This window comes from Pseudohongiella sp. (assembly GCF_011050365.1).
Classification (GTDB): Bacteria; Pseudomonadota; Gammaproteobacteria; order Pseudomonadales; family Pseudohongiellaceae; genus Pseudohongiella.
Map to the genome: position 1 here is coordinate 74,640 of NZ_DRFV01000009.1, position 15,390 is coordinate 90,029.

Here is a 15,390-nt window from a genome sequence, read left to right on the forward strand (position 1 = left end):
GTTCATCAGTATTCGCTTTCACTCAGGAAGGCGCGCACGGCGGCCAGATCTTCCGGGGTGTCGACGCCGGCCGGCACATGCTCGCACGCCTCCTCCATGATGATACGCACGCCATGGTGCATTGCCCGCAGCTGCTCCAGTCTTTCGCTGACTTCCAGCAGGGATCGGGGCCAGGACACAAACCGGTTCAGGGTCTCTACCCGGTAAGCGTAGATACCGATATGGCGTTTGCCGTGCACATCACCGGCGGTGGAATCCTGCCAGGGTAACGCTGAGCGACTGAAGTACAGCGCGTAGCCGTCGGCATCGGTCACCACTTTGACGGCACTGGGATTGATCAGCTCGGTGCCATCATGAATCGCATGAAAAAGACTGCTGATACCGGCGTCGGTGTGCTGTTCCAGATTTACCGCCACCTGATTGATGGTCGCCGGCGGAATCAGCGGTTCATCACCCTGTACATTGACCACAATCGCCGATTCGGGCAACGCCAAGGCCTGCGCCACTTCCTGGATACGGTCGGTGCCCGACTGATGATCGTTACGGGTCATGATAACGTCGGCGCCAAAATCACGCGCGGCACCGGCGATTCGCTCATCATCGGTCGCGATGTAAACCGCCGATGCCCCGCTTTCGCAGGCACGCTCATACACGTGCCGGATCATGGGTTTGCCAGCGATATCCTGCAACGGTTTGCCCGGCAGTCTGCTTGACGCGTAACGTGCCGGTATCACCACAATAAAACTCATTTTCGCTTCTCACGCTCATCAGAACTCAGGGTACGGGCTTCGTTTTCCAGCATCACCGGAATACCGTCACGCACCGGATAGGCCAGCGCATCGGCGTAGCAGATCATCTCGTTCTGCTCGCGCTGATAGGTCAGCGGGCCTTTACAGACCGGACATACCAGTATGCTGAGTAATTTTTTATCCACGTTTGCTCTCCGCTACTGCCGAATAAATTTCCAGATCACTTGTGTTAATTGCTGCTATTGCTGTTGTTGTGTTTGCTGCTGCCGGCCGCTGTGTTGACGACGTGCCAGGGTATTGGCCACCTGATCACAGAACGCCTCGCTGAATCCGGGCTCCAGCTCTGCCGAAACCACCAGGTACCACCAGTGCTCACCGGCAAATGCTTCACATTTGACCGCGTCTTTTTCTGTCATCAGCAAAACTTTATCACGGGCATAGGCCAGCTCGACAGCGCTGTACGCGTGATGATCACTGTAGGCATGGCAATCTGCCTGCACGCCCAGCTCACGCAGGGTAGCAAAGAAGCGCTGCGGGTTACCGATGCCGGCCAGCGCATGCACATCCCCAGTGCCTGCTGTTGGCAATGGCAGCTCCTGCAACGCCGCGCGCGCACCGGTTCTGACATTCACCCAGACCTCGGGCACCAGACGCATGGTGGTGACCGGCGTTTCACCGGCTGACAGCTCATCCTCGCTGAATACACGATTGGCGCCATTGATGACCACATAATCCACTTCGGCCAGGCGCGCCGGCGGCTCGCGCAAGGGGCCTGCCGGCAGACACCAGCCATTGCCCAGACCACGCGCCCCGTCCACCACCACAATTTCGATATCACGCCACAGACGGTAATGCTGCAGACCGTCATCGCTGATCACGACATCGCAGCCGCCATCGCTGATCAATGCCTGCAAACCGCGGTTGCGTTGCGGATCCACCATCATCGGCCCCTGCGTATGACGGCGCAGCAGGCGCGCCTCATCACCACTATGGGCCACATCGCTGTCCGGCGTCACCGCGAACGGATACTGCGGCGCGCTGCCCCCGTAACCCCGACTTAACACCCCGGCGGTGATGCCCCGGTCATGCAATGCTTTACACAGCGCCAGCACCAGTGGCGTTTTGCCGGTGCCACCGACGGCAATATTGCCTACCACAATGACCGGAACGGCGGCCTGCGTTTGCGCTGCCTCCTGCTGGCGGCGACGTCGGCCAGCCAGCCATTGAAACAGCAGACTCAGCGGGCGCAACACAATCAACCAGCCCGCTTTGTTGTACCAGGCGTTGACCAGAAACATCAATCTGCCTCGTTGTTGGCGTCGCCCGCGTGTGTGTCGTCCGGTTCCGCAGAAGCCAGTGAAGACTCGGCAAACTGCAGCCGATGCAGGCGCGCATAGTGCTTGTCCAGCGCCAGCAATTCGGCGTGAGTGCCAGACTCCACAATGCGGCCTTTGTCCATGACCAGAATCACATTTGCGTTCTCGATGGTCGACAGACGGTGCGCGATGACAAACGTGGTTCGACCCCGCATCAGCTCGTTCAACGCCTGTTGGATATGTTGCTCAGACTCGGTATCCAGCGCTGAGGTGGCTTCATCCAGAATCAGCACCGGCGCGTCTTTCAGAAACGCGCGGGCTATCGCCAGGCGCTGACGCTGACCGCCCGAGAGCAGCGTACCACCATCCCCCACCTGGGAATCAAAACCCTCTGGTAACTGGGCGGCAAACTCGGTGACATGGGCGTTGTCGGCGGCGCGCTGAATCTGTTCGGCGGTAACTTTTTCGCCGATACCGTAGGCGATATTCTCCGCCACACTGCCTTCGAACAGCACCACGTCCTGCGTCACGATAGCAATCTGTTCGCGCAGATTGCCTAACCTGTAATCCGGCAGCGACACATCGTCCAACCGGATATCACCGCTGCCGTATTCATAAAACCGCGGCAGCAAACTGACCAGGGTTGACTTGCCGCTGCCCGAGCGTCCCACCAGCGCCACGGTCATGCCCGGCTCAACGCGCAGATTGATGCCCTGCAACACCGGCTCATCCTTCTTGTAGGAGAACCCGACGTCACTGAATTCGATCAGGCCTTTGGCGCGCGAGGTTTCATGTGTGCCCAGGTCTTTTTCCGGCGGGGTGTCGAGCAATGCAAAAATACTGGTGGCGGCGGAGATACCACGCTGAATGACGGCGTTGACACCGGACAACTGACGAATGGGTTTGGCCAGCATGCCGGCCACGGTCAGGAACGACACCAGTTCGCCCGGTGTGGAGCTGGCCAACAGCTCCGGCGATAACGCAAACCAGATCAGTATGGCCATGGCGATGCTCACCAGCAACTGAATCAGCGGCGTCGCGGTTGACTCGGTGGCGACCATTTTCATGTTCTGGCGCCGGTTCTTTTCACTGGCACTACTGAAGCGGTTGGAGACGTAGTTGCCGGCATTAAAGGTACGGATGACGCGCTGACCCTTGATGGATTCGTTGGTGATCTGGGTGACATCACCCATGGAATCCTGCATTTGTCGGCTGTAACGGCGATAGCGCGTGGTCGCCAGATGCACAACAAAAGCCACACAGGGTGCCACCAGCAGAAACACCAGGCTAAGGCGCCAGTTCACCCAGAAAAGGTACAGCAACAGGCCAATGACGGTGAGACCCTCACGCATGATCACGGTAATGGCATTGGTGGCCGCGCCCTTGATCTGCGCAACATCGTAGGTGACCTTGGACACCAGCCTGCCAATGCTGTTCTGATCGTAGTAACGCACGGGCACCGCCAGCAGTTGATCGACAATCTGGCAGCGCAGCTTGTGCACCACATGATTGGCAACGTGTTCCAGGGCGAAGTGACCGAGGAAGCCACCGAGACCACGAAACAGAACGATCAGCACACAAAGAATCGGGGAGATGATGCGGGCATCCGCATTCTGGACAGCCACCTGGTCAATGGTCCAGCCCAGCCAGGCTGCTGTGGCCGGTGTGGTGGCAGCAAAAATAAGGTAACCCAGAAAGCTGATGCCCATGATGCCCAGGTACGGCAGGATGTGGGCCATCAGGCGTTTGTAGACCTGCCAGCCCGTCATTTGCGGCGCTGCAGCCGCAGGCTGCCCCGGCGTCCGTGCGGGTCGTGATGGTCCGCTTGCGCTATCACTCATGGCGTCGCTCCACCATCGGTATCAGATTCATCGTCCGCGCGGCGGGTGGCAATACTCAGCCGGCTGAAACCGGATTGTCCGATCGCATCCATGGCGGTGACCACAGACTGATGCGTGGCTTCGGCATCGGCGATCAGCAACACCGGAGTGCTACGATCACCTGCGGCGGCATCAATCAGGGCACGGCCCAACGTCATCAACTGAGTGTCAGATAGCACCTGGTCGTTGACGCTGTAGCGCCCGGACTGGCTGACCAGTACTTCAATCTGGTTGGGGACGGCCTCGGCCTGCTCGGCATTTGCCTCCGGCAGGTTGACGGCAATCCGGGTTTCCCGGGTAAAGGTGGTGGTGACCATAAAAAAGATCAGCAACAGAAACACCACATCAATCAACGGCGTCAGATTGATGGCGGGATCCTCAAGGGTGCGCCGGGGAAATTTCACGCCGCCTGCTCTTGTTCTGGTGTTGTGTTCTTGAGATCTCCCAGTTCCACCGGCACCTTGTCGAGCGCATCAACCAGCTTCGCCGATTCCTGCTCCAGCGCCAGCACCAGTGAATCCACCTTACGAATAAAATAGCGGTGACAGGCATAAGACGGGATTGCCACACACAGACCGGCGGCCGTGGTGATCAGCGCTTCGGAAATGCCTCCGGCCAGCGCACTGGCATTACCCGTGCCCTGTATCATGATTTCGGTGAACACCCGGATCATACCGATGACGGTGCCCAACAGGCCCAGCAGCGGCGTGATGGCAGCGATAGTGCCCAGTGTGCTGAGATAACGCTCCAGTTCGTGAATCACCACCGAGGCGCTGTGCGCAATGGCATCCTGCATCTGGGCGCGTCCCTGTCTGGCATGCAGCAGACCGGCGGCCAGAATCTGGCCCAGCGGCGATGACAGGCGCAATTCGCGCATGCGGGTGGAGTCCAGCTCATTGTTCTTGATCCAGGTCCACACCTGCCCCACCGCATAGCGTGGTGCAATCCGGTTCGCCGACAGGGACCAGGAGCGTTCAATGACAATCGCAATCGCCAGAATGGAACACAGAATTATCGGCAGCATCAACCAGCCACCCGCCATCACGATCTCTACCACAAATGTCGCCTCCTGCTGATACGGTCGCTACTTTACCATAATCATTCGGCGGGATGTTATGCCAGAAGCGGCGATAACGCTGGCGATGTGTTGCCGACAGGCGTGGCCCGTCCGCCGCGCCCAGCTCAATCTGCACGGCGCCGGTACGCGGGGTTTCGCAGACGACACTGCCATTGGCACGCAAACGCTGCACCACATCGGGCGCTGGATGATCAAAGCGGTTGCGATAACCTGCCGACACCACGGTCAGTGTCGGCTGCACCGTCTGCACAAATGCCGGCGAGGACGAGCTGGCACTGCCGTGATGTGCTGCCTGCAGGATGTCGGCACGCAACGCTGCCGGTTCGCGTGAATAACGGCGTAACAGGTCATGTTCGGCAGCCTGCTCAATGTCCCCGGTCAGCAACGCACGCTGGCTGCCGGCCGTGATCAACAACACGCAGGCATTGTTGTTTTCACCGCGATAGACGTCTGTCGCCGGGTGCAGGATCTCAAAATCGACCCCATCCCAGCGCCAGCGTTGACCTGCGCGGCAGCGCTCAAAGCCGGGTTCGGCCGCAGTCCCGGCCATAGCACTACCGGCCACAGCACCACCTGCCATAGCACCACCGGCCAGGCGTTGGCGCACAGGAAACTGCGCCATAACCGACGCCGCGCCGCCACTGTGATCCTGATGCCAGTGGCTGATGATCAGCATATCCAGTTGCCGCACGTCACGCATACGCAGATAAGGTGTGATCACGGCACGGCCGGTGTCGAATTGTGGTCCCAGCGCGGGCCCGGTATCGAACACCAGGTGATGATGGCGAGTGTGCACCACCACAGCCAGGCCCTGACCAACATCCAGGAACTGCAGTTGTGCCTCTCCCGGCGCGGGCCGTGGCCGGTCCGCCGGCCACAACAGCGGCGCAAACAGGCACAGGGGCAGCAGCCATGACGTGCGGCCAGGCACCAGCCCTCTGGGGGCCAGCATCAGCAGCACAGCCAACATGGCCAGCACCATGGTCAGCGCGGTGGGCGGTGCCGGTTGCCAGAGTGCGGGACCCAGCCCGGCGGCGATATCGAGGCCCGTGAACAGCCATGCCAGCAGCCGGTCCGCCAGCCACAGCGGTCCGCTGGCCAATGCCGGCAGCGATACCAGCAACAGTGCGCCCAGCAGCGCCAGCGGCACGATCAACAGACTGACCAGCGGGATCGCCAGTACATTGACCAGCGGCGAGATCAGCGATACCTGTCCGGTCCACAACAACAGCGGCAGCAGCAGACCCAGACTGACCGTCCACTGCGGTTGCAGCCATCTGAACCACACGTCGCGACCTGATTGCTGCCATGACCTGCCCCATGACCTGCTCCACAACCCGCGCCGCGAAAGGCCTGCCCCCTGCTCGGCCGGCGCCCGACGGTAGCCGGTGAAGGCAAACAACAGCGCGCCGACCGCGGTAAACGACAACCAGAAGCCGGCCTGCGTTACACTCATCGGCGCCAACAGCAGCACCAGTGTCGCGGCCAGCAGCAGGCTGTAGCTGGGCATAAAACGCCGCCCCAGCAATTGTCCGCTCATCAGCACCAGCACCATCACCAGCGCACGCTGGGTCGGCAGCGAAAACCCCGCCAGAGCGCTGTATACCAGTGCCGCCGTGATCGCGGCCAGCGCGCCGTAGTGTTGCGCCGGCAGCCATAACAGCAGCGCTGGCAGCAGACGCACCAGCAGATTGACCAGGGCGTAAGCGGTCATGGCGACAAAACCCACATGCAGCCCGGAAATGACCAGCAAATGATTGGTACCGGTTTGCGTCAGCAGTTGCCACTGAGCTGCGCTGACACCGTCCCGATCGCCCAGGATCAGCGCGCTTAACACCCCCCGGTGCGTCAGGGTCGCGGCCTGTTGATAGAGCCTGGCACGCAGCCCGGCGCGAGCGGACTGCAGGCCGGGACCCGCCGCTGTCAGGCGCTCATTGAACACCGTATCGCGGACATAACCGCGGGCAATGATGCCGCGCTGAAACAGTGCTGCCTCGAAATCGTAACCACCGGGATTGGCAAACCCATGCGGCCGGTTGAGGCGCACACGAAAACGCCAGTGCTCACCGGGCCACAATGTTAGACCGGTGTACTCGTTAAGCGTGATGCGGGCCCCGGCCATTTTTGCCGCCGCAGCACTTGTTGCCGCCGCAGCGCTTGTTGCCGCCACAGCGCTGTTGGCGGTTTCGGATCCGCCTGTCGACGGCGGACAATCACGCGGATGCAAGCGAAAGCAGACGCTTTTGAGGGTCAGCTCAAACTGCTGAAACTGACCGCGCGGCGATGGCAGACTGACAATTTGTCCGGCACCCCAGAAATCCACCCCCTCCAGTTCACGCGGCAACTGCTGTTCGAGCTGGCGTACCGCATGCAGCCAGCACCAAACCAGCCCCAGTATCAGCGCCAGGCCTGTCAACAACGGCAGGCGCCAACGGTTGACCGGCAGCCACCACCACAGTGACGGCAACAGCACTGCCACCAGCAACAACAGCCACACAACATTGCTCACCGGCCAGGGCGGCAACACCGGTACCCGGCTGAACAGCCAGATACCCAGACAAAATGCCAGCATCCCTGCGCGCATAACTTGTCACGGTCGTCGCAGGGACGGCCTCCGGGTCAGGATAGGTTTGGTTGCCTGAGGTTTAAAGCAACCGGTGGTTCAGGAGGTATAGCAGAAAAACCAGCCTGTCACTCACTTCTCAGAGCTTCAGCCGGCAACACGCGTGCGGCGCGCCAGGCGGGATACAGGCTGGCCAGCAGACACAGCACCAGCACGCCGGCACTGACACCGATCAGGTCGCCCGCACGCAGTTCCGAGGGCAGAAAGTCCACCGGGTAGACATCAGCGCTGAGCAGTTGCGCGCCCGACAGTTGTTCAACCCAGGCGAACAGATCACTGACACTCAGCGCCAGCGACACCCCCAGCAGCACACCAATCAGGGTGCCCAGCAGGCCGACAAGACAACCTTGCAAGACAAAAATGCGGCCGATCATGCCAGGACTTGCGCCCATTGTCCGTAAAATGGCGATATCACCGCGCTTGTCGCGCACAATCATGATCAGACTGACTACCAGGTTGAAAGCTGCCACCGCCACCAGCAACCACAACAAAAAGCCGACAATCGTGCGCGACAGGCGAATATTCTCGTAGATCGCGCCGAACCACTGGGTCCAGGTTTCCAGATAAAACCCCTGCGGCAGCAATGACTCAATATCGGCACGCACGGCATTCACCGCCAGCACATCATCGGTACGCAGTCGCAAACCAGTGAAACGATCCGGCTGCCGGTACAAGGCCTGGGCATCGGCCAGGGCAATCATCACCAGGCGCTCATCCAGCTCCTGCGTGCCCACCCGGTAAATACCGCCGACGTTAAAGCGCCGCTGCACCGGCAACGGCGCGACCGGGTTAATGGAGACATTCAGCGAATACAGCGAGATGCTGTCACCCAGCCCGACACCCAGGCGCTGGGCCAGGGTTTCTCCCAGCACCACCTGAAATCGCGACTCGCCCAGTGACGCCAGGCTGCCGGCGCGCATAAAGCGGGACAACCGCGAGATGTCTGCTTCGCGCTGCGGATCAACTCCGTTCACCAGCACGCCGACATTGTCATCAGGCCCGGCAATGACACCGTTGGCTTCCAGCACCGGCGCACTCAGGTTGACCCCGCGCACCGCCAGCACCGCCTCGCTCAACTGCGCCCAGCGCTCAGTGTTGATATTCTCCCGGGTCCTGATGGTGGCGTGCGGCAGGATGCCCAGCACATTCTCGCGGACCTCACGGTCAAAGCCGTTCATGACCGACAATACCGTGATCAGAATACACACGCTGAGCGCCAGGCCGCCGATGGTAAGCATGGACATAAAACTCACCAGCTCGCTACGCCGGCCAACGCTGACGTAGCGTAGCGCGATGAAAGCTGCCAGTGATCGCGTCATGCCTGCAGACACCCATTATTGAGCAGTAACACCCGATCCAGACTGGCAGCAAACTGCTCATCGTGGGTCACCACCACAAAACTGGTCGCCAGCCTTGTGTTCAATTCCTGCATCAGCTCGTGTATGCCGGTGGCCGTGCGCCGGTCCAGATTACCGGTGGGTTCATCCATCAGCACACAACTGGGCGATGCCACCAGCGCGCGCGCAATGGCCACGCGCTGCCGTTCGCCCCCCGACAGTTCGGCCGGTTTGTGAGTCAGCCGATGCGCCAGACCAACACTTTGCAGCAGGTCTGCCGCTTTATCGCGGGCATCACTCACCCTGGCGCCGCCGATCAGTAGCGGCATGGCAACATTCTCCAGCGCACTGAATTCACCCAGCAAATGATGAAACTGATAGACAAAACCCAGGTAGCGGTTGCGCAGCAGGCCCCGTTCTTTATCTGACAGTGTTGCCAGCGCCTGTCCCGCCACCCGGATGTCGCCACCGGAAGGCACATCGAGCCCGCCCAGCATATTGAGCAGCGTGGTTTTGCCGGAGCCGGAACTGCCGACTATGGCAATGCGCTCACCGGGCACCACGTCCAGATTGATATCACTGAGCACCTCCACCTGTTGTGGTCCCTGGGTATAGGTCTTGCTCAGGTGACGGCAACTGATAACAGCGTCCGTAGTCATAGGGCCTCCAGCGGATTCAAAGTAGCCTCCAGCGGATTCAAAGTAGCCTCCAGCGGATTCAAAGCAGCCTCCAGCGTGTTCAAAGCAGCCTCCAGTGTGGTCAATTCTGCCTCCAGCATCATCTACTCGTACCTCAACACATCGGCGGGCTGGATACGCGACGCCCGCCAGGCCGGATACAGCGTGGCCAGCAAACTGACCAGCAATGCGCTGGCACAGACCAGGCCGACATCGGCCCACTGCAACTCAGCCTGCAGGTGGGCAATCATGTAAGTATTGCCGGGCGCCAGGGCATTGTTCAACAGGTCCTGCACCACTTGCGTGAGATTACCGATACTGGCCGCCAGCGCAATGCCGCCCAGCGCGCCCAGCACGGTGCCAAACACACCTGCCGCCAGGCCCTGAATGACAAACACCGCCATCACCGTGCCACGTCCGGCCCCCATGGTGCGCAGGATGGCGATATCGGCGCTTTTGTCCGCCACCGTCATCACCAGCGTGGCGACAATATTGACGGCACCGATAATCACAATCATCAATAGCATGAAGCCGGTCAGCACCTTTTCCAGCCGCAGGGCGTCAAACAGGCTGCGACGGGTCTGATCCCAGCTGCTGACCTGATAACCCGCCCCGTCGCTGGTGGCAGGCAAGGCGCCTGCCGCAGCATTGCTGATGGCCGCAGCATTAAACACGTCATCGACACGAAGCCGCATTTGCAGGCGCCCGCCGCCCGGCGCACTGCCGGCAAACAGCGAGCGGCCAGCCGTCAGGTTGACCAGTGCGGTATCGGCATTGTCATAGAATCCGAAATCCGCCACGCCCAGCACCCGGAAGCTGCGCGCATCACCGGTATCGCGGCTGAGCAGACTGGACAACGGCGTCACTGATAATTGCATGCCGGAGAACAGCCCCAGGCGGGATGCCAGCCGTGTGCCCAGGATAATGCCATCGGGGTTGGCTGCCAGTTCGCCCAGCAGCTGCTGCATATTCAGGCTGTTCTGTTGCAGCACTGCAGGCTCGGATGCCGGATCAACACCGCGCACCGCGACAAATTCACCGCGCCCCTCATGACGCAACCAGGCCTCACCCTCTACAAAGGGGGCCGCAGCAACAACACCGCTCTGCTGCTGCAGTATCTGCGCCGCCTGTGGCCACTCAATGCCGCCGGCAGGCAGCATCAGGCCGGCATGCGGCACCGATTTCAGGGTTTCATCACGCATGGTGCTGGTGGAGGCGTTGATTACCGACATGACCGCAATCAGCGCCAGCACACCCAGCGCAATACCCAGCATCGAAATCAGCGACACAAAGGACATCAGCTGATTTTTCTTGCGGGCTCTGACAAAACGCAGCCCGACAAACAGGACCAGGGGTTGATACATGAATGACTTATCCGGATTGAACGGCAAGGGAGCGACGATTCTAGTCGAGCCACCGGCGTAAAACAAACATCCGCCACCGCCGGTGCGTTGCGCCGACAAAGTGGCGGCACAAACGGCTGTGAACAGGATGCACAGGTATTTGAATAGGAAAGGGTTTGCTGTTATAGTCGCGGGGCTGTGGCCTGTTTGATAGCCTAGCTTGGTCGCGAAACTGTGAAAACATGAACACAGGACATGTCGATTACATGTCAGCGCCAATAACAGCAGCAATGCAGTTTTAGCCACAGTAGAACCGAATTTTGCAGTACCGGATTTCTTAACAGCAGTACTTAACCGAGCAACCAGACTGAAGACTCGGGTGAATGATTTTTGCGCGGGGGCACACCAGGAGTGATTGCCCCGCTGCATCCCGCTCCAGCAGGATCTCAGCCACACAAGCTGAGCCGCTGAGCCGGAAAGCCGGGCACATAAACGGCGACAACAAACAAGCAAGGCGGCGCACAAACCCTGATTCACGGGCAGGCGCCACCATCGTAAGACCGTGACCTCGACACGACCGGGCATGATTCATCGACCCGATTCCGACACCGAACCACGGTTGCAGTGACAGCAGGATCCCCGGACCTTATCCATGGGCCCGGGTAGCAGGAGTGGCACTTACACGTCGACTGCCCCGTTCTTTTGCGGGCAGCAGGACACCGATACCGCCCTCATTGCGCCCCTGTCACCGGCACGTTTTACAGCCTTATTCCGGCTGTTCATACATGCACGCTGCTTGTCCTGTCCCGCCCCGCCTGCGCAAATCTGCACGTTGATCATGCCTTGTTATCAGGGCTGTCTCTGCGTTCGGATTCCCGTAAATCATCTCGCCCGGATTGGCTGATCTGGTTCAACAGAGATGTGTATCCACTATGAAAAGAATGTTGATTAATGCCACGCAGGAAGAAGAGTTGCGGGTTGCCCTCGTTGACGGCCAGAAACTCTACGACCTGGATATCGAAAACCGCACCCGCGTGCAAAAAAAGGCCAGTATATTTAAAGGCCGCATTACCCGCGTCGAGCCCAGCCTGGAAGCAGCCTTCGTTGACTTCGGCGCTGAGCGTCACGGCTTCCTGCCACTGAAAGAGATCTCCCCTTCCTACTTCCGCAAAGGCATCGACGGCGGTCGCGTCAATATCAAGGAAGCCGTTGCCGAAGGCACCGAAGTGATTGTTCAGGTAGAAAAGGAAGAGCGTGGCAACAAAGGCGCAGCGCTGACCACCTTCATCAGTCTGGCCGGCCGTTACCTGGTACTGATGCCGAACAATCCGCGCGCCGGTGGCATTTCCCGCCGCATTGAAGGCGATGAGCGCTCCGAGATTCGTGAAGCCATCAACGGACTTAACATCCCTGACGGTATGGGTATCATTGTGCGCACTGCCGGTGTCGGCAAACAGCAGGAAGAACTGCAGTGGGACCTGGATTACCTGTTGTCACTGTGGCAATCCATTACCGAAGCGGCAGAGAAAAAATCAGCCCCTTTCCTGATTTACCAGGAAAGCAATGTCATCATCCGTACCATTCGCGATCACCTGCGCCAGGATATCGGCGAGGTATTGTTTGATACTCAGGAGTCCTATAACGAAGCCATGGACTTTGTGCGCCAGGTCATGCCGCACTACGAATCACGTATCAAGCTGTACCAGGAGTCATTACCCCTGTTCAATCGCTTCCAGATCGAAGCGCAGATTGAATCGGCGTTTCAGCGCGAAGTGAAACTGCCTTCAGGCGGCTCCATCGTGATTGACCCGACCGAAGCGCTGATCTCCATCGACATCAACTCGTCACGCGCGACCCGTGGCTCTGACATTGAAGAGACAGCACTGAATACCAATCTGGAAGCGGCCGATGAAATCGCCCGTCAGTTGCGCCTGCGCGACATGGGTGGACTGGTCGTGATTGATTTCATCGACATGAGCGCTGCCAAGAATCAGAAAGAAGTGGAAAACCGCATGCGTGATGCACTGGAAGCTGACCGCGCGCGTGTGCAGGTCGGCCGCATTTCACGCTTTGGTCTGCTGGAAATGTCACGTCAGCGTCTGCGTCCTTCGCTGGAAGAAACCAGCGCCGTGGTTTGCCCGCGCTGTAATGGCCAGGGGGCGATCCGTGATGTGAAATCACTGTGCCTGTCCATCCTGCGTATTCTGCAGGAAGAAGCCAACAAAAAGAAAAGCGCCGAGATCCATGCCATCGTGCCCTTGTCAGTTGCCTCGTACCTGTTGAACGAAAAACGTCAGGCAGTTCTGGCAATTGAAGCGCAGAGCAAAACCCGCCTGCTGATCATTGCCAACCCGGCCATGGAAACACCGCACTACGAAATCCAGAGCATCAGCGCCCAGGATGGCACGACCACGCAGCGCGCCAGCTTTGAAATCGAAACCGGTGGCCCGGAAGACGATGTCATTCAGGCGAAAAAATCAGCTGTTCCGCAGCAGGCCGCCGTGCAGGCACCGACACTGGCACAGGCCCCCGCGCATATACCGACTGCCCGCACAGCGGCTCCGGAAGCCAGAAAAAAGGGTTTCCTGGGTTCACTGTTCTCGGTCTTCACCGACATGTTCTCCGGCGCCGCCAATGACGACGAGCAGGACAAGGAAGAAGACAACAAGAATCGCAACTCACGCAATCGTGAGCGTCGCCCGCAGAACAATCAGCAGCGCCATCAAAAGCAGGGTCGCGGCAATGAGCGCGGCAACCGCAATGAGCGTGGTGGTAATCGCGGTGAGAAAGCCGACAAGGGCAGCGACGACAAGTCAGAGCGTAACGAACGTTCCGAGTCCTCGCCAGGTCAGGGTCGTCGACGCGGCGGTCGCAACCGTTCACAAAATGATGATGACAACGCCCGCAAGGATAGCAACGCTGCCCAGTCGAACGACAACGCCAGTCAGGATTCGTCGGACGATAACAAAAGTGGTGATGGCCAGAGCCGTCGTCGTCGTGGGCAGAACCGCCCGCGCAACACTACCAAGCGTCAGCGCGGACCGCATCCCGATGCAGTAGAAAATGAAAATGCAGTGGCTGCAGGCGATGACCAGAACGACAACGCCGGCAACCAGGGCAATCAGGACGGCCAGGCCAATCAGGACAGCCAGGACAAAAAGCCCAAACAGCGCGCCAAAGCTGCGGACAATGACAATGCGGACGACAGCAACAATGCTGACAAGAACGCTGACAAGAACGCTGACAACGCATCTGACGCGTCGGCCGACAACACCAACGAAGACGGCACGCCCAAGCCCCGTCGTCGTCGCAGCCGTGGTGGCAGCCGTCGTCGTGGCCGTGGCAACAGTGCCGAGTCACAGGACAAGGATGGTAATACCAGTGACAACAACAGCGACGAAGCCAATGGCAACAAGCCTGAAAAGACCAGCGGTAACAATGCTGATCAGAAATCCGAGTCGTCAGACGACAACGCGGTAACTGAAAAAGCCGCCAAGGCCTCTGACGACGTGCCGGAAGTCGCCAAAGCCGTTCAGGAGTCGCAGGCCGCTGAAGCAGCCCTGAGCGAAAAAACAGCCCTGAGCGAAAAGGCAGCCCTGAGCGAAGAAGCAGCCGTGAGCGAAGAAGCAGCCGTGAGCGAAAAAGCAGCCGCAAACGAAGATACAACCTTGAGCGCGCAAATCGCCCAGGGCGAATCCACCGCCGAGAAGGCAGCAAGCAGTCCGGCTTCGGCTGAAGAAGCAGACAGCAGCACATCAGAAGAAGCCTCCGCGCAGACTGATCTCGACAAGTCTGCCGGCACACCGGAAGATGCAGACGCCGGCAAAAAGCCAGCACGCAAGCGCGCACCGGCTCGCAAACGTGCCAGCACCAAAGGCAAAAAAGCAGCAGACGCCGATGCGGACGCACCCGCTGCCGATAAATCTGCCGAAGCCAGTGCGCCATCGGATGCCGACGCTGCCACACCGGAAAAAGTGACAGCTGACACTGAAGCAACTGCCAAGGCAGCAGACGCCGAAACCAAACCGGCGGCAACGGCGCAAGCTGAAAAGCCCGCCCCGGCAACAGAAGAAGCCCAGCCAGTCGCTGCAGACAAGCCGGCGGACGCAGAAACGCCCGCCGCCATCCCTGCCGGTGGCCGTGCGCCTAACGACCCGCGAGAGATCAAACGTCGTCGCCTGGAAGAAGAAGCCCGCAAGAAAGCGGAAACTGACAGCGCCGACTGATAGCCAGGGTCGAAACGAATAAAGGGAACGGCGAATAAAGGGAACGACGAATAAAGGGGACGACGAATAAAGGGGACGGAGGCGTTTAGTTTGCTAAATGCCTCCGTCCCCTTTTTCGTTCTCTAATTAACGTAGTCAACCAATTGCCAAATCCGGCAAAA

General features: G+C 59.5%; 12 protein-coding genes. 1 reads left to right on the forward strand and 11 read right to left on the reverse strand.

Annotated elements, in window-relative coordinates; genetic code table 11:
• Positions 1 to 5: 5 nt before the first annotated feature.
• From kdsB to ENH71_RS08130, 11 genes are all read right to left on the reverse strand, one after another.
• Entirely contained in the window at positions 6 to 749 is a 744-nt protein-coding gene (kdsB, locus tag ENH71_RS08080; protein ID WP_294132274.1) for a 3-deoxy-manno-octulosonate cytidylyltransferase, read from the reverse strand.
• Positions 746 to 934 carry a Trm112 family protein gene (locus tag ENH71_RS08085; RefSeq protein WP_294132276.1) on the reverse strand — a complete coding sequence of 63 codons (189 nt, stop codon included), beginning with the start codon at positions 932 to 934 and terminating at the stop codon, positions 746 to 748. The genes kdsB and ENH71_RS08085 overlap by 4 nt, the downstream gene beginning before the upstream one ends.
• A gap of 54 nt (positions 935 to 988) precedes the next feature.
• Complete coding sequence (gene lpxK / locus ENH71_RS08090) at positions 989 to 2,047, reverse strand: tetraacyldisaccharide 4'-kinase (RefSeq protein ID WP_294132278.1); 1,059 nt, start codon at positions 2,045 to 2,047, stop codon at positions 989 to 991.
• Positions 2,047 to 3,906, reverse strand: a complete 1,860-nt coding sequence (msbA, locus tag ENH71_RS08095) for a lipid A export permease/ATP-binding protein MsbA (RefSeq protein WP_294132280.1) — start codon at positions 3,904 to 3,906, stop codon at positions 2,047 to 2,049. The genes lpxK and msbA overlap by 1 nt, the downstream gene beginning before the upstream one ends.
• A complete protein-coding gene (locus ENH71_RS08100) occupies positions 3,903 to 4,349 on the reverse strand; it encodes an ExbD/TolR family protein (RefSeq protein ID WP_294132282.1) in 447 nt (148 codons plus the stop codon). Before ENH71_RS08100 ends, msbA begins: the two co-directional genes overlap by 4 nt.
• Complete coding sequence (locus ENH71_RS08105; protein ID WP_294132284.1) at positions 4,346 to 5,002, reverse strand: MotA/TolQ/ExbB proton channel family protein; 657 nt, start codon at positions 5,000 to 5,002, stop codon at positions 4,346 to 4,348. Before ENH71_RS08105 ends, ENH71_RS08100 begins: the two co-directional genes overlap by 4 nt.
• The gene (locus tag ENH71_RS08110; protein ID WP_294132286.1) at positions 4,920 to 7,607 is read right to left on the reverse strand and encodes a DNA internalization-related competence protein ComEC/Rec2; all 2,688 of its coding nucleotides are present in this window, start codon (positions 7,605 to 7,607) and stop codon (positions 4,920 to 4,922) included. The genes ENH71_RS08105 and ENH71_RS08110 overlap by 83 nt, the downstream gene beginning before the upstream one ends.
• A 107-nt stretch (positions 7,608 to 7,714) precedes the next feature.
• Complete coding sequence (locus ENH71_RS08115; RefSeq protein ID WP_294132290.1) at positions 7,715 to 8,965, reverse strand: lipoprotein-releasing ABC transporter permease subunit; 1,251 nt, start codon at positions 8,963 to 8,965, stop codon at positions 7,715 to 7,717.
• The gene (gene lolD / locus ENH71_RS08120) at positions 8,962 to 9,642 is read right to left on the reverse strand and encodes a lipoprotein-releasing ABC transporter ATP-binding protein LolD (protein ID WP_294132291.1); all 681 of its coding nucleotides are present in this window, start codon (positions 9,640 to 9,642) and stop codon (positions 8,962 to 8,964) included. The genes ENH71_RS08115 and lolD overlap by 4 nt, the downstream gene beginning before the upstream one ends.
• On the reverse strand, positions 9,639 to 9,764 hold the full coding sequence (locus ENH71_RS08125; RefSeq protein ID WP_294132294.1) for a hypothetical protein: 126 nt from the start codon (positions 9,762 to 9,764) through the stop codon (positions 9,639 to 9,641). The genes lolD and ENH71_RS08125 overlap by 4 nt, the downstream gene beginning before the upstream one ends.
• Positions 9,765 to 11,024 carry an FtsX-like permease family protein gene (locus tag ENH71_RS08130; protein ID WP_294132299.1) on the reverse strand — a complete coding sequence of 420 codons (1,260 nt, stop codon included), beginning with the start codon at positions 11,022 to 11,024 and terminating at the stop codon, positions 9,765 to 9,767.
• Between the two features lie 920 nt (positions 11,025 to 11,944).
• Between ENH71_RS08130 and ENH71_RS08135 the strand changes: the two genes are divergently transcribed.
• Positions 11,945 to 15,229, forward strand: a complete 3,285-nt coding sequence (locus ENH71_RS08135; protein ID WP_414704694.1) for an Rne/Rng family ribonuclease — start codon at positions 11,945 to 11,947, stop codon at positions 15,227 to 15,229.
• The last annotated feature ends 161 nt before the right edge of the window (positions 15,230 to 15,390 follow it).

Bases quoted from the DNA above. Each gene is read 5' to 3' on its own strand.
- kdsB (WP_294132274.1), bottom strand. From the start codon at position 749: ATGAGTTTTATTGTGGTGATACCGGCACGTTACGCGTCAAGCAGACTG.
- lpxK (WP_294132278.1), bottom strand. From the start codon at position 2,047: ATGTTTCTGGTCAACGCCTGGTACAACAAAGCGGGCTGGTTGATTGTG.
- msbA (WP_294132280.1), bottom strand. From the start codon at position 3,906: ATGAGTGATAGCGCAAGCGGACCATCACGACCCGCACGGACGCCGGGG.
- ENH71_RS08110 (WP_294132286.1), bottom strand. From the start codon at position 7,607: ATGCGCGCAGGGATGCTGGCATTTTGTCTGGGTATCTGGCTGTTCAGC.
- ENH71_RS08115 (WP_294132290.1), bottom strand. From the start codon at position 8,965: ATGACGCGATCACTGGCAGCTTTCATCGCGCTACGCTACGTCAGCGTT.
- lolD (WP_294132291.1), bottom strand. From the start codon at position 9,642: ATGACTACGGACGCTGTTATCAGTTGCCGTCACCTGAGCAAGACCTAT.
- ENH71_RS08125 (WP_294132294.1), bottom strand. From the start codon at position 9,764: ATGATGCTGGAGGCAGAATTGACCACACTGGAGGCTGCTTTGAACACG.
- ENH71_RS08130 (WP_294132299.1), bottom strand. From the start codon at position 11,024: ATGTATCAACCCCTGGTCCTGTTTGTCGGGCTGCGTTTTGTCAGAGCC.
- ENH71_RS08135 (WP_414704694.1), top strand. From the start codon at position 11,945: ATGTTGATTAATGCCACGCAGGAAGAAGAGTTGCGGGTTGCCCTCGTT.